Origin of the sequence: Thioalkalivibrio sp. AKL6 (genome assembly GCF_000376905.1) — a bacterium.
Taxonomy (GTDB): Bacteria; Pseudomonadota; Gammaproteobacteria; order Ectothiorhodospirales; family Ectothiorhodospiraceae; genus Thioalkalivibrio; species Thioalkalivibrio versutus.
On the sequence record NZ_AQXS01000009.1, the window covers coordinates 114,063 to 133,094 of the forward strand.

At 66.0% G+C, this 19,032-nt stretch carries 15 protein-coding genes; 11 read left to right on the forward strand and 4 right to left on the reverse strand.

Going from position 1 to position 19,032, the window contains the following annotated elements:
- Positions 1-43 precede the first annotated feature (43 nt).
- The 10 genes from dnaA to D575_RS0105800 all read left to right on the forward strand — a co-directional run bounded on the left by dnaA (position 44) and on the right by D575_RS0105800 (position 13,486).
- On the forward strand, positions 44-1,417 hold the full coding sequence (gene dnaA, locus D575_RS0105755; RefSeq protein ID WP_018144963.1) for a chromosomal replication initiator protein DnaA: 1,374 nt from the start codon (positions 44-46) through the stop codon (positions 1,415-1,417).
- Between the two features lie 242 nt (positions 1,418-1,659).
- On the forward strand, positions 1,660-2,763 hold the full coding sequence (gene dnaN / locus D575_RS0105760) for a DNA polymerase III subunit beta (RefSeq protein ID WP_018144964.1): 1,104 nt from the start codon (positions 1,660-1,662) through the stop codon (positions 2,761-2,763).
- A gap of 13 nt (positions 2,764-2,776) precedes the next feature.
- The gene (locus D575_RS0105765; RefSeq protein ID WP_081612099.1) at positions 2,777-3,859 is read left to right on the forward strand and encodes a DNA replication/repair protein RecF; all 1,083 of its coding nucleotides are present in this window, start codon (positions 2,777-2,779) and stop codon (positions 3,857-3,859) included.
- Between the two features lie 115 nt (positions 3,860-3,974).
- Positions 3,975-6,404 carry a DNA topoisomerase (ATP-hydrolyzing) subunit B gene (gyrB, locus tag D575_RS0105770; protein ID WP_018144966.1) on the forward strand — a complete coding sequence of 810 codons (2,430 nt, stop codon included), beginning with the start codon at positions 3,975-3,977 and terminating at the stop codon, positions 6,402-6,404.
- 36 nt (positions 6,405-6,440) lie between these two features.
- Positions 6,441-6,959 (forward strand): hypothetical protein, encoded by a 519-nt coding sequence (locus D575_RS0105775; RefSeq protein WP_018144967.1) that lies wholly within the window; start codon positions 6,441-6,443, stop codon positions 6,957-6,959.
- Between the two features lie 93 nt (positions 6,960-7,052).
- Positions 7,053-9,104 carry a M3 family metallopeptidase gene (locus D575_RS0105780; RefSeq protein ID WP_018144968.1) on the forward strand — a complete coding sequence of 684 codons (2,052 nt, stop codon included), beginning with the start codon at positions 7,053-7,055 and terminating at the stop codon, positions 9,102-9,104.
- A complete protein-coding gene (gene xth, locus D575_RS0105785) occupies positions 9,101-9,868 on the forward strand; it encodes an exodeoxyribonuclease III (RefSeq protein WP_018144969.1) in 768 nt (255 codons plus the stop codon). The genes D575_RS0105780 and xth overlap by 4 nt, the downstream gene beginning before the upstream one ends.
- 45 nt (positions 9,869-9,913) lie before the next feature.
- Positions 9,914-11,377: a 4-hydroxy-3-polyprenylbenzoate decarboxylase gene (ubiD, locus tag D575_RS0105790; RefSeq protein WP_018144970.1), complete on the forward strand. Its 1,464-nt coding sequence runs from the start codon at positions 9,914-9,916 to the stop codon at positions 11,375-11,377.
- 3 nt (positions 11,378-11,380) lie between these two features.
- Complete coding sequence (locus tag D575_RS0105795; RefSeq protein ID WP_018144971.1) at positions 11,381-12,367, forward strand: alpha/beta fold hydrolase; 987 nt, start codon at positions 11,381-11,383, stop codon at positions 12,365-12,367.
- Positions 12,368-12,457: 90 nt separating this feature from the next.
- Complete coding sequence (locus tag D575_RS0105800) at positions 12,458-13,486, forward strand: CDP-6-deoxy-delta-3,4-glucoseen reductase (RefSeq protein WP_018144972.1); 1,029 nt, start codon at positions 12,458-12,460, stop codon at positions 13,484-13,486.
- 308 nt (positions 13,487-13,794) lie between these two features.
- Here D575_RS0105800 and D575_RS0105810 read toward each other — a convergent pair whose 3' ends face one another.
- From D575_RS0105810 to D575_RS0105825, 4 genes are all read right to left on the reverse strand, one after another.
- Positions 13,795-14,625: a uroporphyrinogen-III synthase gene (locus tag D575_RS0105810; protein ID WP_018144974.1), complete on the reverse strand. Its 831-nt coding sequence runs from the start codon at positions 14,623-14,625 to the stop codon at positions 13,795-13,797.
- A 4-nt stretch (positions 14,626-14,629) separates the two neighbouring features.
- Complete coding sequence (gene hemC / locus D575_RS0105815) at positions 14,630-15,574, reverse strand: hydroxymethylbilane synthase (RefSeq protein ID WP_018144975.1); 945 nt, start codon at positions 15,572-15,574, stop codon at positions 14,630-14,632.
- 103 nt (positions 15,575-15,677) lie between these two features.
- On the reverse strand, positions 15,678-16,400 hold the full coding sequence (locus tag D575_RS0105820) for a LytTR family DNA-binding domain-containing protein (protein WP_018144976.1): 723 nt from the start codon (positions 16,398-16,400) through the stop codon (positions 15,678-15,680).
- Positions 16,397-17,428 carry a sensor histidine kinase gene (locus D575_RS0105825; protein WP_018144977.1) on the reverse strand — a complete coding sequence of 344 codons (1,032 nt, stop codon included), beginning with the start codon at positions 17,426-17,428 and terminating at the stop codon, positions 16,397-16,399. The genes D575_RS0105820 and D575_RS0105825 overlap by 4 nt, the downstream gene beginning before the upstream one ends.
- A 114-nt stretch (positions 17,429-17,542) precedes the next feature.
- On the opposite strand from D575_RS0105825, the gene argH reads away from it, so the two are divergent.
- Positions 17,543-18,991 carry an argininosuccinate lyase gene (argH, locus tag D575_RS0105830; protein WP_018144978.1) on the forward strand — a complete coding sequence of 483 codons (1,449 nt, stop codon included), beginning with the start codon at positions 17,543-17,545 and terminating at the stop codon, positions 18,989-18,991.
- Positions 18,992-19,032: the final 41 nt, after the last annotated feature.

Genomic DNA, 19,032 nt, shown 5'->3' on the forward strand with positions numbered 1-19,032 from the left:
ACTCGGTGGCTTCCAATTCCCCCGTCGCCCCGGAGACGAACGCGTGTCAGCCAATGCCCTGTGGACAGCCTGTCTGGATCGCCTGCAGGGGAAGGTCAGCGAACAGCAACTCAATACCTGGCTGCGGCCGCTGCATGCCGAAGAGTCCGAAGGCGGGCTGCGACTGCTCGCGCCGAACCAGTTTGTGTTCGAGCACGTGCGCGATCACCTGCTGGAATCGATCGAGCAGACCGTGGGCGAGCTGCAGCCGGTGGGTGACCAGGACGGACGCCGCGTGCGACTCGGGATTGGCGGTGCGCAGCTTCCGGTCCCGCCGACCCCCAGTGGTCGCGAGTCCCGCCATGATCGCGGTGCTGCAGACAAGTGCGCCAGCACTGCGCCACGCCCCCAGGGGCCCGTGAGTAACCTGAACCCGGCCTTCACCTTCGACAGCTTCGTCGAGGGCAAGTCGAACCAGCTCGCGCGCGCAGCCAGCCTCCAGGTCGCGGAAAACCCCGGGGTGGCCTACAACCCGTTGTTCATCTATGGCGGGGTCGGGCTCGGCAAGACCCACTTGATGCATGCCATCGGGCACAGCATCCTGGCCCGGCACCCCGAAGGGCGGATCATCTATCTGCACTCCGAGCGCTTCGTGGCGGACATGATCAAGGCGCTGCAGCACAACGCGATCGACGAGTTCAAGCAGCACTACCGCTCCGCCGACGCACTGCTGATCGACGACATTCAGTTCTTTGCCGGCAAGGAGCGTTCCCAGGAGGAGTTCTTCCACACCTTCAACGCGCTGCTGGAGGGCCAGCAGCAGATCATCCTGACCTCGGATCGCTACCCGAAAGAGGTCGAGGGGCTGGAGGAACGCCTGAAGTCACGCTTCGGCTGGGGGCTGACGATCGCGATCGAGCCGCCAGAACTGGAGACCCGGGTGGCCATCCTCCAGCGCAAGGCGGAGCAGGCGGGGATCGAGCTCCCGTCCGAGGTCGCATTCTTCATGGGCAAGCGGATCCGTTCCAACATCCGCGAACTGGAAGGCTCGCTGCGGCGGGTGATCGCCAACGCGCACTTTACCGGGAAACCGATCACCGTCGAGTTTGCCAAGGACGCGCTGCGCGACCTTCTCGCGGTACAGAACAAACTGATTACACTTGAGAATATCCAGAAGACGGTCGCGGACTACTATCGCGTGAAGGTGGCCGATCTGCTGTCGAGCCGGCGCAGCCGATCGATTGCCCGTCCGCGGCAGATCGCGATGGCCCTGGCAAAGGAACTGACCCAGCACAGCCTGCCGGAGATCGGACAGGCCTTCGGCGGTCGCGATCACACCACGGTAATCCATGCCTGCCGGAAGGTCGCCGAACTCCGCGAGGCGGACGCCAGCCTGGACGAGGACTACTCGAATCTTCTGCGGACTCTCAGTAGCTGAAGTGGCTGTCCAATGCTCGGCAAAGCTGTGGATAAGCTGGGTGCAACTCCGGTATGGAAAGGTGGAAAACGCGGACCGCGAAACTGTCCACAGGTTGGGAACAGGCTTCACAGAGGTTCGGGAGAGCCAAAAATTGTCGATAAATAACTGAATTTAAAATGAAATCTGGGTTTCCTGCACAGGTCGACGTGCCCCTTATTACTACTATTTAAATATCTAAACACTAGATACAGGACATCGCCATGGAACTGTCTTTCAATCGCGAGACGATGACCGAAGCGCTGCAACGGATTGTGGGCGCGGCCGAAAAACGATTGACGATGCCGATTCTCGGGAATGTGCGTCTGCGACCGGACGACAACGGCGCGATCCGGATGGATACCACGGATCTCGAACTCGCCTGGCAGGCGGATGCGGAAGGCACCATCCCTGGCGAATGCGATGTCACCGTATCGGTGCGCAAGCTGTTGGACGTCGTGAAGGCGGCCCCGGGGGACAGCGAGATTCGGGCTCGGGTGGAAGGCGAACGCATGACCGTGGGATTCGCCGGTTCGCGCTTCAGCCTGGCGACCCTGCCCGGCGCGGACTTCCCCGACTGGGAGGCGCGAGGGTCGGAGGTCGTGCTCGATGTACCCCAGAACCGGCTGCGACGTCTGCTGGAAGCGACGATGTTTTCGATGGCGCAGCAGGACGTGCGTTACTACCTCCAGGGTTTGCTCCTGGTAGCCAGCGGGACCAGTCTGCGGGCGGTCGCGACGGACGGGCATCGCTTGGCGCTGGCCGAGGTGGAACTCGAGCATCCGGTCGAGGGCCGAGTTGAACGCATTGTCCCGCGCAAGGCCGTGGCGGAGTTGCGACGAAATCTGGCCGACGACGAATCGACGGTCCGGATTGGATTCGGGGAAGACCAGGTCGTATTCGAACTCGGCAAAGCGGTCCTGCGCAGCAAGGTGATCGAGGGGCGCTTCCCGGACTACGAACGGGTCATCCCCTCGGACCTGCCCTCCACGTTGCGGGTCGACCGGGAAGTTCTGAAACAGGCGTTGGGCCGGGTCGCGATTGTGGCGAGTGACAAGTATCGCGGCGTACGCATGGCCCTGGGGGAGAACGGTTGCCAGGTGATGACCCACAACGCCGATCGCGAAGAGGCCCAGGAGTCGGTCGAGGCGGAATACGACGGGGGGCCAATGGAGATCGGGTTCAACCTTGGTTACCTGGCGGACGTGCTGAATGTCCTGGAGACCGAGCAGGTTCGCATCGGGTTGCGTGACGGGAACTCGTCGATCCTGATTCAGGCGGAACCACCGGGCGGGGCGCGCTACGTGGTGATGCCGATGCGCCTGTAGTTCCGGGGTCTGCGTGCTGGAGTCGCTGTGGTGGCAGGGGGTCCGCAACCTTGAGGAACAGGCCTTGACGTTGGGGCCGGGAATCAACCGGCTGGTCGGGCCGAATGGTGCAGGGAAGACCTCCATTCTCGAAGCAGTGCATATCCTCGCGGCTGGGCGCTCATTCCGTACTCAGCAATTACGTCGTGTTGGCCGGAGCGGAGCCGAAGGGTTGTGGATTGGGGCGGTAGTGAAGGACCCGGCTGGGGGCTCCCATCGGCTGGGGATTAGCTGGGATGGTGCGCGCCGGTCGCGGCTCGATGGCCGCTGGATGGAAGGCCATGCGGCGGTCGCTGAGTGGTTGCCGGCGCGAACGCTGCATGCGGGCTCCTTCGAATTGTTGACGGGTGGACCGGAAGAACGCAGGCGCTTGCTGGACTGGGGCTGCTTCCATGCGGTCCCGGGGTATCGGGGGCAGTGGCAGCGCTGGAAGCGGGCCCATGACCAACGTAATGCCGCCTTGCGCGCGGGGGACCGCGCGGGGGCTCGCGAGTTTGAGCGACCCTGGCTGGAATTCGGCGAGGCGATCAGTGACGCGCGCCGTCGTTACGTGGAATCCTGGCAGGCGGCGACCATGGAGGCCGCCCGGCAGTTCGGATTCGGCGAGCGGTTAGCCGATTTGAACTTGAATCCGCGGATGGGCTGGGATCGGGAAAGGAGCCTGAGCGAGGCCCTGGAGCGTAGCCGGGAGGGCGACGAAGAACGCGGCTTCGCGCAGGCGGGGCCGCAGCGGGCCGACATCGATTTGCGGCTATCGGGTCGTCTCGCCGCCGAGGCCTCCCGGGGCGAGCAAAAGCGCCTGGTTACGGCTCTCGTGGGCGGGCAGGCATGGATGCTCGAGACCGAGACCGGGCGGACGCCGGTGATGTTGCTGGACGATGTGGTCTCGGAGCTGGATCGCGAGGCAGTGGAGGGATTGATGTCCGGGTTGTGTGCGTCGGGCTGGCAGATCCTGGTGACCGCTGTGGGAGATGACATCCCGGGGCTGGCAGGGGATACCGCAGGGCAATTGTTCCACGTGAAACATGGTCGCGTAACACCCGAATCCCCAGCCTGATGCGCCCGGGCCTTGGGTCTCTTGGCCCTCCTGGACCCCCGTACGTGACCTCACCGGTGCCCCCCGCCTTTGCGCTATACTGGCGTGTCTGCAACTGGCCGGATGACTGACCCGCATGTCCGAAACTGAAGCCCAAGATCCCTCCGTCTACGATTCCTCTCAGATCCGCGTCCTCAAGGGCCTGGATGCCGTTCGCAAGCGACCGGGCATGTACATCGGTGACACCGATGACGGCACAGGCCTTCACCACATGGTCTTCGAGGTGGTCGATAACTCGATCGACGAAGCGCTGGCGGGTCACTGCGACAGTATTGAGGTTACGATCCACGAGGACAATGCGGTCTCCGTTACGGACAACGGTCGCGGCATTCCCGTGGATATCCACGAAGAAGAGGGTATGTCGGCCGCCGAGGTCATCCTCACTGTCCTGCATGCAGGCGGGAAGTTCGACAACAACTCCTACAAGGTCTCCGGCGGCCTGCACGGCGTGGGTGTCTCGGTGGTGAATGCCCTGTCGGAAGAGCTCCGCCTGGAGATCCACCGGGATGGTCAGCGCCACGAACAGATCTATCACCTCGGCGTCCCGGATGCGCCGCTGGCGGTGACCGGCACCACGGAGCGCAACGGAACGAAGATCTGGTTTCGCCCCAGCCCGACCATCTTCACCGACATCAATTTTCACTACGAGATCCTCGCCAAGCGCCTGCGGGAGCTGTCGTTCCTCAACTCGGGCGTGCGCATCACGCTGCGCGACCACCGGGACAACCGCGAGGAGACCTTTGTCTTCGAAGGCGGTATCCGTGCCTTCGTCGAACACCTGAACCAGAAGAAAACCGCGCTGCATCCCACGGTCGTCTACGCCGACCAGATGCGCGAGGACTACGCAGTCGAAATCGCCCTGCAGTGGAATGACTCCTACCAGGAGAACATCTTCTGCTACACCAACAACATTCCGCAGCGCGACGGTGGCTCGCACATGGCGGGCTTTCGCGCCGCGCTGACGCGCACGATCAATCAGTACCTGGAGAACGAGGGGCTGATCAAGAAGGCCAAGGTCGCCACGGCGGGCGACGACATGCGCGAAGGCCTGACGGCCGTGCTCTCGGTCAAGGTGCCGGATCCCAAGTTCTCCTCGCAGACCAAGGACAAGCTGGTTTCCTCCGAGGTCAAGCCGATCGTCGAAAGCGTGCTGTCGGACGCCCTCAACAACTTCCTGCTGGAACACCCGCAGGAAGCCAAGGCCATCACCGAGAAGGTGCTGGATGCCGCGCGAGCGCGCGAGGCCGCCCGCAAGGCGCGTGAGGTCACCCGCCGCAAGGGCGCGCTGGATATTGCCGGCCTGCCGGGCAAGCTGGCCGACTGTCAGGAGAAGGACCCGGCTCAGTCCGAGCTCTACCTGGTCGAGGGTGACTCCGCCGGAGGTTCGGCCAAGCAGGGCCGTGACCGCCATTTCCAGGCGATCCTGCCGCTCAAGGGCAAGATCCTGAATGTCGAGCGGGCGCGCTTTGACCGTATGCTGGGTTCGGCCGAGGTGGGCACGCTCATCACGGCGCTGGGCTGCGGTATTGGCAAGGAAGAGTACGATCCGGACAAGCTGCGTTATCACCGCATTATCATCATGACTGACGCGGACGTGGACGGCTCCCATATCCGTACCCTGCTTCTGACCTTCTTCTTCCGCCAGATGCCGGAACTGATCGAGCGCGGCCACGTGTATATCGCGCAGCCGCCGCTGTACAAGATCAAGCGTGGCAAGCGCGAGCAGTACGTGCGCGACGAGGCCGAAATGGGCGAGATCGTGATCTCCCTCGCCCTGGACGGCGCCGCGCTCTATCCCAGCCCGGATGCACCTCCGATTACCGGCGAGGCCTTCGAAGACCTGGTGAAGGGCTATCAAAAGGCCGCGCGCGCCGTGCAGCGCCTGGGCCGGATGTACGACTCGCGCATCCTCTGGGCGATGCTCGAGGCCGATGCGATCCCCGAGCCCCGAAGCGTAACCAACGCTGCGGTTCAGGCATGGTTTGCCCGCATCCTGGAGAATCTATCCAGCGACAAGGCGGGTGCAACCCGCTACAGCCTGGGGCCGGTGACCCAGCATGAAGGCACGGCGCAGCTGAGCCTGGACCGCATCGAACACGGCGCCGCCCTGTCGCAGTACATCACCGATGACACCCTCGCATCGCGTGATTTTCAGGCAGTACTTGACCTGTCCGCCCGTCTTAACGCCCTTCTCGACGAAGGTGCGTACATGAAGCGCGGGGAACGCGTCCACGTGATCGACGGCTTTTCCGAAGCCATGGAATGGCTCCTGCAGGAAGGCCGCCGCGGGCTGGCAACCCAGCGCTACAAGGGCCTAGGCGAGATGAATCCCGACCAGCTTTGGGACACCACGATGAACCCCGAATCCCGCCGCCTGCTCCAGGTCCGTGTCGAAGATGCCATCCGTGCCGACGAAATCTTCACCACCCTGATGGGCGATCAGGTCGAGCCGCGTCGCGAATTTATCGAGTCGCGAGCCCTCAGTGCCGAGAACGTCGATATCTGACGTTCTTGCTGCCAAGGTACGGATCCCGCCGGCACCATGCAGGTCCTGGCCGCACTCCTGGTCCTGGTGATTCTGGCGCTGGTCGCGTTTCGCCTGTACACCCATCTTGCAGTCCATGAACGCCGCGTCGTCGCGGCCTGGGCTCGACTCGATACCCTGCTCACCCAGCGCAATGGGCTGCTGGAGCGGGCTTGGTCCGCGACCCGGACCGATCCGCCCCTGGACCTGCGGGCGCTCCAACGGGTGGTCCAGGAACAGGAGCGAGCGCGACGCTGCGGCGATCTTCCCGGTCTGGCCCGGGGCGAACGCGCCATCCGCGCCGAATGGGACCATATACGAACGCAAATCATTGATAAATATAATAATTTATCGGATTCGACCGATCGACTGCCCCCTCGCGTAGCGGCACTGGACCAAGCAATTACTGAGGCCCTCGGCCGCTACAATGCCGCTGTGGATGCCTATGCCGGGCTGCGCCGCCAGTGGGCCTACGGACTCCTCGCCCGCCTCGCTGGCCATGCCGTCTTTCACCCCGTTCGCCCGCCGAGCCCGTAAGCTTCGCCCGGACGACCCCGTTGCCGGGAACACCCTGCCGGACATTCTGTCCGAATGGCATAATCCACTGCTGGCCCGACCCCTGGAGATACCGTGTCCAACCCCTTGCTGCAGACCGACCGGCTGCCCGCCTTTCGTGCCATCGAGCCTCAACATGTGCTGCCCGCGGTGGAAACCGTCCTGGTGGAGAATCGCGCGGAGATTGACCGGCTGGTCGCGGCCGTCGGGGATCACCCGACTTGGGCCACGCTGATCCGGCCATTGCAAGCGCTGGACACGCGCCTGGATGCCGTCTGGTCTCCGGTCGGACACCTCAATGCGGTCATGAACGGTCCCGAGATTCGCGAGGCATACAACGCCAGCCTCCCCCTGTTGTCGGATTACGGCAGCTGGGTCTCGCAGCATCAGGGCCTGTACCGGGCGGTCCGTCGCCTGGCAGACAGTGAAGAGTACGCGCAGCTTTCGCCCCAGCGGCGCAAGGTGCTGGATGACATTCTGCGTGATTTCCATCTGAGCGGCGTCGACCTCCCCGAGGCCGAGCGCGAACGCCTGCGCGCCATCAACGCCCGCCTTTCGGAGCTGACTGCACGTTTCGAAGAGAACGTGCTGGACGCCACTCAGGCCTGGACTTGGCAGACCGATGATGCGGCCGCGCTCGCCGGCATCTCCGAGTCCGATCGGGCCATGCTCGCGCAGAACGCTCGCGATCACGACCAGACGGGCTTTGTCGTGACCCTGGACATCCCCAGCTACCTCGCAGTCATGACCCACGCCGAGGATCGCGACCTGCGTTACCGTGTGTACGAGGCCTTCACGACGCGTGCGTCTGACCTCGGGCCCGGCGCCGGCAATCACGACAACAGCGAGATCATGGTCGAGATCCTCCAGTTGCGGGAGGAGAAAGCGCAGCTGACGGGCTTTCGCCACTACGCCGAGCGCTCGCTCGCGACCAAGATGGCTGATAGCGCCGAGCAGGTCGAAGGCTTCCTCCAGGATCTGGCGCACCGCGCGCGCCCCCGGGCCGAGCGCGACCTGGACGAGTTGCGCGCCTTTGCCCGCGACGAGCTCGACCTCGGAACCCTGGAGGCCTGGGATATGGCCTTCGCGGCCGAGAAGATGCGTGAGCGACGCCTGGGCCTCAGCCAGGAGATGTTGAAGCCCTACTTCCCCGCTGACCGCGCGGTCAGCGGCTTGTTCGGTCTGGTCCAGCGCCTGTTCCAGGTCCGCTTCGAGCCCGACGACAGCATCGAGACCTGGCACGACGACGTCCGGTTCTATCGCATCTTTGACGCGAATGGCATCGAACGCGCTGGCTTTTACTTCGATCTCTACGCACGCAAGAACAAGCGCGGCGGCGCCTGGATGGATGTCTGCCGCAACCGTTTCATCTCCGAGGACCGAGCCCAGCTGCCGGTCGCCTACATGACCTGCAACTCCACCCCGCCGGTGGACGGCAAGGCCGCCCTTTTCACTCATGACGAAGTGATTACGCTGTTCCATGAGTTCGGTCACGGCCTGCATCACATGCTGACCCGGGTGGACGAACCAGACATCGCCGGCATCAACGGCGTGGAATGGGATGCGGTCGAACTGCCCAGTCAGTTCATGGAGAACTGGTGCTGGGAACGCGAGGCGCTGGATCTGTTCGCGCGCCATCACGAGACCGGCGAGGCGATGCCCGAGGACCTGTTCCAGCGCCTGCAGGGGACGCGCCACTTCCACACGGCGTTACAGCTATTGCGCCAGGTCGAGTTCTCCCTCTTCGACATGCGCCTGCATGCCGGGCCCGCCCCTGCGAATGCGGCGGACATCCAGCGGCTCCTGGAGACCGTGCGTCAGGAGATCGCGGTGGTCCATCCGCCGGCGTTCAATCGCTTCGCCCACGGCTTCGGCCACATCTTCGCCGGCGGCTACGCCGCGGGGTACTACAGCTACAAGTGGGCCGAGGTCCTGTCGGCTGACGCATTCGGGCGCTTCGAAGAGGAAGGTCTGTTTTCGTCCGAGGTGGGGGCGGCCTACCTGCGCGAGATTCTCGAGGCCGGTGCCTCGCGCCCGGCCGCGGACTCCTTCCGTGCCTTCCGCGGGCGCGATCCGCAGATCGACGCCCTGTTGCGCCATAGCGGCCTGGAGGAGAAAGCCGCGTGAAGATCGCCAGCTGGAACGTCAATTCGCTCAAGGTGCGTCTGCCGCAGGTCCTCGATTGGCTGGGGAGCTCGCGGACCGACGTCCTGGCCCTGCAGGAGACCAAGCTGACCGACGAGAACTTTCCGGCCGCGGCCATCCGCGATGCGGGCTATCAGGTCGTGTTCTCCGGACAGAAGACCTACAACGGCGTGGCCATCATCTCCCGCAGCGAGGCCACCGACGTGGTCACCGACCCGGCGGGGCTCGAGGACGCCCAGCGCCGTATCCTCGCCGCCACCATCGGCGACGTTCGCGTGGTCAACCTGTATGTCGTGAACGGCGAGAACGTCGGTACCGAGAAATACGCCTACAAGCTGGACTGGCTAGCGCGGCTGCACGCCTGGTTGGCCGACGAGCTTGCGCAGCACCCGAATCTGGTGGTCCTCGGTGACTTCAACATCGCCCCGGATGATCGCGACGTGCACGACCCCGAGGCCTGGCACGAGCGCATCCTTTGCTCCACGCCGGAACGCGAGGCCCTGGCCGCGCTGACCGATCTCGGCCTCACGGATACCTTCCGCACCTTCGAGCAGCCCGCGGAGGAGTATTCCTGGTTCGATTATCGGGCCGCGTCCTTCCGTCGCAATCGGGGCCTGCGCATCGACCTGGTCCTCGCCAGCGCTCCCTTGCAGGCCCGTCTGCAGGCCGCGGGCATCGACCGCGAACCGCGTGCCTGGGAGCGTCCGTCCGACCATGCCCCGGTCTGGGCGGAATTCTCCGCCTAACCCTGGCCCGGGTCGCACCAACCGGCCATTCCCGAGGGAGACCCCGTGAAGTACAAGGATCTGCGCGATTTCATTGATGGCCTCGAACAGCGCGGCGAGCTGCGCCGCATCACCCGCGAGGTGGACCCGAACCTGGAGATGACCGAGATCGCCGACCGCGTCCTGCGCGCCGGCGGCCCGGCCCTGCTGTTCGAAAACCCCACCGGCTCCGACATCCCGGTGCTCGCCAACCTGTTTGGCACCCCGGAGCGGGTGGCCATGGGCATGGGCGAGGACTCTGTCGAAGCCCTGCGCGAGGTCGGGCGCCTGCTCGCCTTCCTGAAGCAGCCGGATCCGCCCAAGGGATTCAAGGCGGCCTGGGAACAGCTGCCGATCTTTCGCAAGGTGCTGGACATGGCGCCCAAGAAGATCCGCGGGGCGCCGTGTCAGCGCCATGTAATAGAAGGCGATGCGGTCGATCTCGGCCAACTCCCGGTCCAGACCTGCTGGCCGGAAGACGCCGGTCCCCTGATTACCTGGGGCCTGGTGGTCACCCGTGGCCCGGAGAAGTCGCGCCAGAATCTTGGTATTTATCGCCAGCAGGTCATTGGGCGCAATCGCGTGATCATGCGCTGGCTGTCCCATCGCGGCGGGGCCCTCGATTTTCGCGAGTGGTGCCAGGCCCACCCCGGCGAGCCGTTTCCCATCGCGGTTGCCCTGGGTGCCGATCCGGCCACCATCCTCGGCGCCGTGACCCCGGTGCCGGATACCCTGTCCGAATATGCCTTCGCCGGATTGCTGCGTGGCAGTCGAACCGAGGTCACCCGCTGCATCGGTTCCGACCTGGAGGTCCCGGCCTCCGCCGAGTTCGTGCTCGAGGGGCATATCCACCCGGGGGATACTGCGCCGGAAGGCCCGTTCGGGGACCACACGGGTTACTACAACGAGGTGGACGAGTTCCCGGTCTTCACCATCGACCGCATCACCCATCGTGATCAGCCGATCTACCATTCCACCTACACCGGTCGCCCGCCGGACGAGCCCGCCGTGCTCGGGGTGGCCCTGAACGAGGTCTTCATCCCAATCCTGCAGAAGCAGTTCCCGGAGATCGTGGACTTCTATCTGCCCCCCGAGGGCTGCTCCTACCGCATGGCCGTCGTCTCCATGCGCAAGCAGTACCCGGGCCACGCCAAGCGCGTCATGATGGGCGTATGGTCCTTCCTGCGTCAGTTCATGTACACCAAGTTCGTGATCGTGGTCGACGACGACGTGAATACCCGCGACTGGAAAGACGTGATCTGGGCCATCACCACCCGCATGGACCCGGCCCGCGACACCACCCTGGTGGAGAACACCCCGATCGACTATCTCGATTTCGCTTCCCCAGTCTCCGGACTGGGCTCGAAGATGGGCATGGATGCGACCTCCAAATGGCCGGGCGAGACCGATCGCGAGTGGGGCCGGCCGATCGCCATGGACGAGGCGGTCAAACGCCGCGTGGACGAGATCTGGGATGAACTGGGGATATGAGGCGTGACGCGCCGCCGAATCCCGGGCGCGGTCGGGCTCCTGGCTGTACTGCTGCTGGCCTTGACCGCCTGTGCGGCCGCCCCGGAGCGTGAAACCGCGCGCGCGGCGGGGACCCCAGTGAAGGAAGCTCCTGCGGGCGCAGCGATCGCCCCCGATCGCGTCCGCCGCTGGTCGGCCGCAGAACCCGTCGCCGTGGTGATCGCCCTGCACAGCTTCCGCGATCACGCCGGTGCCTATGAAGCCCTGGGTCCCTGGCTGGCCGATCGCGGCTACAGTGTCCAGGCGCTGGATCAGCGCGGCCATGGCACGAGCGAGCAACACGGCCGCTGGCCGGGTGCCGAACCCCTGATCAGCGACGTGGCTGCCATGGTCCGCGCGGTGCAAGCGGAGTACCCCGAGCGGCCGGTTTTCCTGCTGGGCGAGAGCATGGGCGGATCCGCCGCACTGGCAAGCCTCGCCACTCATCCGGAACTGGAGGTCGCCGGGGTTATGGCCATTGCCCCGGGCCTGCGTGGCGGGATCCCCGCTCGGGGTTTCTGGGATGCCGCCGTGCGTACCAGCGAGGTCCTCGCCGGCGGGCTCACGCTGACCATCGACCCCGACTACTCCGACAGCCTCGCGCCCGCCGCGGTCGAACGCTTCTCCACGGATCCGCGCATCATTCGCCGTGTGCGCATGGATACCTATGCCGGCGTGGTCTGGCTGGCCCAGTACGCCACGGATCATATCGGCCACGTCACAGCCCCGGTGGTGTACCTGTGGGGCGAGCAGGACGGGACGATCCAGCGCGAGTCGGTCTACATGGCCGCCCGTGCCCATCCACAGGGCCAGGCCGAGGTCTGGACCGACCCCGACTGGCCGCATCTCATTCTGCACGCCCCCGACTGGCCGACCACGGCCACCCGCCTGGTCGACTGGATGCAGCGGGTTACGACCGATCCGGCGGGCTCGCCTGCGGTATTGGCTCCCAACCCCCGCCACGATCCGTAGCCGAGGGCGCCGACCCGGTCGGACTGCGGTTGCTTGCGTTCGGGGCGGCAGCGGCGAGAATAACGGCCTTTCCGCGACCGAGGGTTTCCGATGGCGTTCGATGTCACCATTCAGCCCAGTGGCCATGTATTCGAGGTCGAAGACGACGAGACCGTCCTCGAGGCCGGCCTGCGCCAGGGCTTCGCCTTTCCCTACGGCTGCCGCAATGGCGCCTGTGGCTCCTGCAAGGGGCGGGTGCTGCAGGGCGAGGTTGATCACGGGCCGAACAAGCCACCAGGCATCAGCGAGGCGGAACTGGCCGACGGCATGGCCTTGTTCTGCCAGGCGGTCCCGGTGGACGACCTCGAGATCGAGGTGAAAGAGATCGGCGCAGCCAGGGACATCGTGGTCAAGACCCTGCCGTGTCGCGTGGCGGCCCTGAACCGCCTGGCCGACGACGTGATGGAGCTGCGTCTGCAGCTCCCGGCCGCCGAGCGCCTCCAGTTCCTCGCAGGGCAGTACCTGGACATCCTGCTCAAGGGGGGTGAGCGCCGCAGCTACTCCCTGGCCAACGCCCCGCACGACGATGCCCAGCTGTCCCTGCATGTCCGGCACATGCCGGGCGGGCGTTTCTCCACCATGGTGTTCGAGGAGCTCAAGCCCAAGGCGCTGCTGCGTATCGAGGGGCCGCTGGGCAGCTTTTTCGTCGACGAGGAATCCCCGCGCCCGCGCCTGTTCGTTGGCGGGGGCACCGGTTTTGGTCCGTTGAAAGGCATGCTGGACCATCTGGCCGCCGAGGGACTGGATCGACCGTACCACCTGTTCTGGGGCGCCCGCGGCGCCGATGGCATCTATGCCCCGGACTGGCTGCAGCAGATGACCGCCGAGCACGCCGGACAGTTCCGTTTCACGCCGGTGCTGTCGGATACGCCGGCCGAGACCGCCGCCGGCTTTGCGGCCGTCAGCGGCTGGCCTCACGATGCGGTGCTGTCGGAGTACCCGGACCTGTCCGGCTTTGATGTCTACATGGCCGGGCCACCGGCGATGATCCACGCCGCGCGCGAGGTCTTCCAGGCGGCCGGTCTGCCGCCGGAGCAGCTGTACTACGACAGCTTCGAACCGGCCACCCCGGCCGAGTAACAGCGCCGGTGCCCGCGTTGCTTATTCACCACGAAGGGCGCGAAGACACGAAGAAAGGCAAGGTCACAATCATTTGAACCACAGAGGACACCGAGGTCACGGAGAAAACCGGGAATGGCGTCATAAGGACGTAGGATGCAGATGAGCGCAGCGAATCGCATCAGTTCCTCTGCGAGCCGCTGATCCCGACCTCGATGCCTGGCTCGGTCTGTTCACCGACGAGTTGGTGCCCCGCACGGGGACGACGCGCCAACTCTGTGGTGTAACCGCCTTTCTTCCTGTATTCGTGCCCTTTGTGGTAGAAAAACCTAGGCCCCATTCGCGCGCAGGCGTTCCCCCAGGCGGTGGACCGCCGCCAGCATGGCGGCATCGGTGGGATCCTCGGCGGTCTCCACTGCAGCCTTGAAGCCCAGCTCCTGCGCGATCTCCGCGATGCGTTCGCTGCCGACCACCAGCGGGGTCTTGCGCAGCCACATGCGCCCCAGCTTGCCGACCATCTCGTACAGGTTGCGCAGCCCCTCGCCACTGGTGATGGTGATCACGCCGATCTGCCCGCGCGAGAAGGCGTACATCAGCTCGCCGGTATCGCCCTCGGGGCGCCCGCGGCGGTAGGCCTCGGCAAAGGTCACCTCGGCGCCGCGGGCCTTCAAGGTGTCGCCCAGCAATTCGCGGCCGCCATCGCCGCGGAAGATCACCACGCGCTTGCCGGCCACGTCCTGCATCGCCTCCTGCGCCAGCAGGGCCTCGCTGTCGAAGCGTCGCGGCGGCAGGATGTCCGCCGGGCGCCCGAAGCCCTTCAGTTCCTGTGCCGTGCGGTTGCCGATCGCCGCGATCTTTGTGGTGGCGGGCCATGAATGTTCCGCCAGGGCCAGATTGAGCACGCGCTGGACGGCGTTCGGGCTGATGAACACGGCGATATCGAAGTCCGCCAGCCGGTCCAGGACCTCGCGCAGGTTGGTGGGATCACTGGGGGCCAGGATCTCCAGCACGGGAAAGCGGATCACGCTCGCGCCCTCGGCCGTCAAGGCGGTACAGAACGGCTCTGCCTGGGCGGCCGGCCGGGTGACCAGGATGCCAAGGCCGGCCAGCGGGCCGTGGGCCTCGTCGACCACCGTGTTGTCGTCTGCGGATGCGGTCATGCGTCTACCCCTTCGTGTCCTGGCCGTGTTCGCGATGGGCGGCCGCGAGCAGTTCGCCTGCCCCGAGTTCCAGCAGCATGTCCGCCAGGCGGATCCCGAGGGCCTGGGCGTCGCTGCGCGGCCCCTCGACCTGGCGGCGCAACAGGCGACTGCCATCCACCGCGCCGACCAGGCCGTCCAGGTGCAGCTGATCCCCGACCAGCGTCGCATGGGCTGCCAGTGGGACCTGACAGCCGCCTTCCAGGCGACGGTTGAAGGCCCGCTCGGCGCGCACGCGGTCGGCGGTATCCGCATCGTTCAATGGTGCGATCAGCGCGCCGATGGCGGTATCGCCGGCGCGACACTCGATGGCGATGGCACCCTGACCAACCGCCGGCAGGCTGACGTCCGGCTCCAGGCAGCTGCGAATCCGCTCATGGAACCCGAGGCGCTTGAGCCCGGCTGCGGCGAGCAGGATGGCGTCGTATTCGCCGGCATCCAGCTTGCCCAGGCGGGTATTCACGTTGCCGCGCAGGTCACGGACCTCCAGGTCCGGTCGCCGCGCGCGCAGCTGGCACTGCCGGCGCAGGCTAGAGGAGCCAACCCGGGCCCCCTGCGGCAGCTCGTCGACATGTGCGTACTGGTTGGACACGAACGCATCCAGCGGGTCCTCGCGGTCGAGGATCACCGGCAGTTCGAGCTGCTCGGGCAGCTCCATCGGCACGTCCTTCACCGAGTGCACCGCGATGTCGGCGCGGTCCTCCAGCAGCGCGATCTCCAGCTCCTTCACGAACAGGCCCTTGCCGCCGATCCGCGCCAGCGGGGAGTCCAGGACACGGTCGCCCTGGGTGGTCATGCCCACCAGTTCAACCGGGCGTTCCGGCTCACGGGCGCGCAGACGGGCGGCGACGTGTTCGGCCTGCCACATGGCAAGCGGGCTCTTTCGGGTGGCGATGCGTACAGGCTTCATGGATTGTCCGGGCGAGCCACGGCGCGAGCGGCCGGGCGTTCAAACGGACTAGTATAACGGCGAATGCTTCGCGCCCCGAATCCCGCAGGGGTGTGCGGCCCTCTCAGGTCCCGTTGCGCAGGTAATCGCGCACTCGTGGCAGCTGGCGGCGGCTGATGGGGATGGGGTCCAGGTCGTCGTGGAACAGCAGGCGGTGGTCGGTCTGGCCGAGGCTTTCGACGCCCTTGACCGAGGCCTTCACCGCCAGGCAGCCGCGGTGGACCCGCAACAGGGCGGGGCCGTACAGGCCCTCCAGTTCGCGCAGGCGGGTGTCGACGAAGCCGGCCAGGCGTGCCGAGCGCGCCATGACGTAACCGCCCTCCGCGATGAAGATGTCCACCTGTTCCAGCGGTACGCGTTCCTCGCGCCGGCCGACGGTGATGTGGACCTCGTTCGGGAAGGTCTCGGGCCGGTCCTGTTTTTGCTGCACCGCACGCTGCAACGCCTGTTCCAGCCGTTCGCGGCGCACCGGCTTCAGCACGTAGTCGCGCACCCCGGCCTCGAACGCCTCCAGCGGAAAGCGGTCGTGTGCGGTGACCAGGATCACCGTCAGCGCGGGATCTTCCGCATGCAGACGCCGCGCGAGTTCCAGCCCGGTTTCCCCGGGCATGTTGATATCCAGCAGCAGGGCATCCGGCGCGTGGTCCTGCAATTGCATCTCGACCTCGCCGGCATGCGCAGCTTGCGCCACCACCCGATGCCCCAACTCCTGGGCGAGCGCGGTCAGGCGTTGACGGGCAATCGGTTCGTCGTCGGCAATCAATAACTCCAGTCGAGCGTTGTTCATGTGGTTTCCCCCCGGTTCGCGAGCGGCAAACGGATCCGGACCTCGAACCGCTCGACCTCGGCCTCGGCCTCGAAGTGTACCTGCCCGCCGAAGGCGTGCTGCAGCCGCAGGCGTACCGCATCGGTGGCGGTGCCGGTCCCCTCGCCGCGTGCGTGTGGATCCACGGTGTTGCCGATGGTCACCGTGACCCGTCCGGAATCCATGCGGCAGCGCACCCATATGCGCCCTGCGCCGCGTGCGGGTGCGATCCCGTGCTGGATCGCGTTCTCCGCCAGCGGTTGCAGGATCAGCGTGGGCACATCGAGATCCAGGCCCGGGTGGTCGGGGCAGTCCCAGTCGAGGACCAGGCGTTCGCCGAAACGGGTCTGTTCGATCTCGAGGAACGCGCGGACCAGGTCCAGCTCCTCACGCAGCGAGTGGCGGTCGCCGGTGGCGAATGTGGCGCGGAACAGATCCGCCAGATCCAGGGTGACCTGTTCCGCACGCGCAGGATCACTGCGACACAGCCCGGCGATGGTGTTCATGCTGTTGTAGAGAAAATGCGGGCGCAGGCGGGCGCGCATGGCCTGCTCCCGGGCCGCTGCCACGGCCCGGGTTTCGCGTTGCCAGGCCGCCTGCAGGTACAGGTAGTGCATGGCCATCAGGCTGAGGATGGTGGCGACACCGATCACCGGCCAGCGCAGCGCCGGGTCGGCCAGCACCAGTTCCTCCGCGAGGCGATAGACGATGGCGGTGTTGGCGATGGGAACCAAGGGCGGCAGCACGATCTGGGCGGTCAGCGGCAGTCGCTGCAGCGGTCTCTTGAGCCCGCACAGGATCAACAGGCTGGTCAGTGCCACCCAGAAGATGAACAGCGCGTGCAGCGCCAGGGCCGAGAGCCAGTCCTGACCGCCGCCGCGCAACAGGGCCACGGCCAGTGCCAGCAGCACGGCCACCATGAGCACGCGCAGCAATGTCTCCGCGCTGCAGAAATCGGGCAGCGGCGAGAGCCCACTGGTGGTGTCCCTGATGGTTTCCCCCTGGGCCATGCGTAACACTCCCCCCTGTTGCCGTGCACAAACGGGCGCCGGATCGCGCCATGTTCACTCCCCGGCTGTGCCCGTATACTTCCGTGTCTTTCCCCACCCGCTTCAGGATGCACCATGACGCAGGATTCCCCGCACGACAAGCCAGCCGCCACGCCTGCCGCCCCCGGTGAGGCCAAGCTGTGGGGCGGGCGCTTTTCCGAACCGACCGATGCCTTCGTCGAGCGCTTCACCGCGTCGGTGGATTTCGACCGGCGTCTGTACCGCGAAGACATCCAGGGCTCACAGGCGCATGCGCGCATGCTGGCCAAGGTCGGGGTGCTGACGCAGGCCGAGGCGGAGCAGATCCTTGCGGGGCTCGATGCGATCCGCGACGAGATCGCCGCCGGCGAGTTCGACTGGCAGGTCGGGCGCGAGGACGTGCACATGAACATCGAGGCGCGCCTGATCGAACGCATCGGCGATGTCGGCAAGAAACTGCATACCGGGCGTTCGCGCAATGACCAGATTGCGACCGACATCCGCCTGTGGCTGCGCGCGGCCATCGACGATGTCCTGCGCCTGATCCGCGGCTATCAGGATGGCCTGGTGGCCCTGGCCGAGCGTGAGGCGGATACCGTGATGCCCGGCTTTACCCACCTGCAGACCGCGCAGCCGGTCACCTTCGGCCATCACATGCTGGCCTGGTACGAGATGCTGGAGCGCGATGCCGAGCGTCTGCGGGATACGCGGCGCCGGGTGAACATCCTGCCGCTGGGCGCCGCCGCGCTGGCCGGTACGCCGTATCCGCTGGATCGTGAATACACCGCCGAGCTGCTGGGTTTCGACAGTGTCACCCGCAACTCCCTGGACGCGGTCTCCGATCGTGACTTCGCCATCGAATTCACCGCGGCCGCCGCGACCCTGATGATGCACCTGTCGCGTCAGGCCGAGGAGCTGGTGCTGTGGACCAGCGCCCAGTTCGCCTTCATCGAGCTGCCGGATCGCTACTGCACCGGCTCCTCGATCATGCCGCAGAAAAAGAACCCGGACGTACCCGAACTGGTGCGGGGCAAGACCGGTCGGGTCTATGGCCACCTGATGTCGCTGCTGACCCTGATGAAGAGCCAGCCGCTGGCGTACAACAAGGACAATCAGGAAGACAAGGAACCGCTGTTCGACACCGTCGACACCCTGCTGGGCTCGCTGCGTGCGTTCGGCGACATGGTGCCGAACCTTGAGGTACGGCGGGAGAATACGCTGGCGGCGACGCGCAAGGGCTTCGCCACGGCGACCGATCTGGCCGACTACCTGGTCGGGCGCGGTGTGGCCTTTCGCGATGCCCACGAGGTCGTCGGGCGAGCGGTGCGTATTGCGCAGGAGCGCGGGGTGGATCTGGCGGAGCTGCCGCTGGCGGACCTGCAGGCGATCAGCCCGGCGGTGGGTGAGGACGTGTTCACGGTGCTGACGCCCGAGGGCTCGGCCGCCGCGCGTAACCTCACGGGGGGGACCGCCCCGGAACAGGTGCGCCGCCAGGCTGCGGCCGCCCGCGAGCACCTGGCCGCGCTGGCCCGCGCCGACCGCTGAGTTCACCCCGCGCTCCGGTTCCCGGAGTGCGGGGGCGGGGC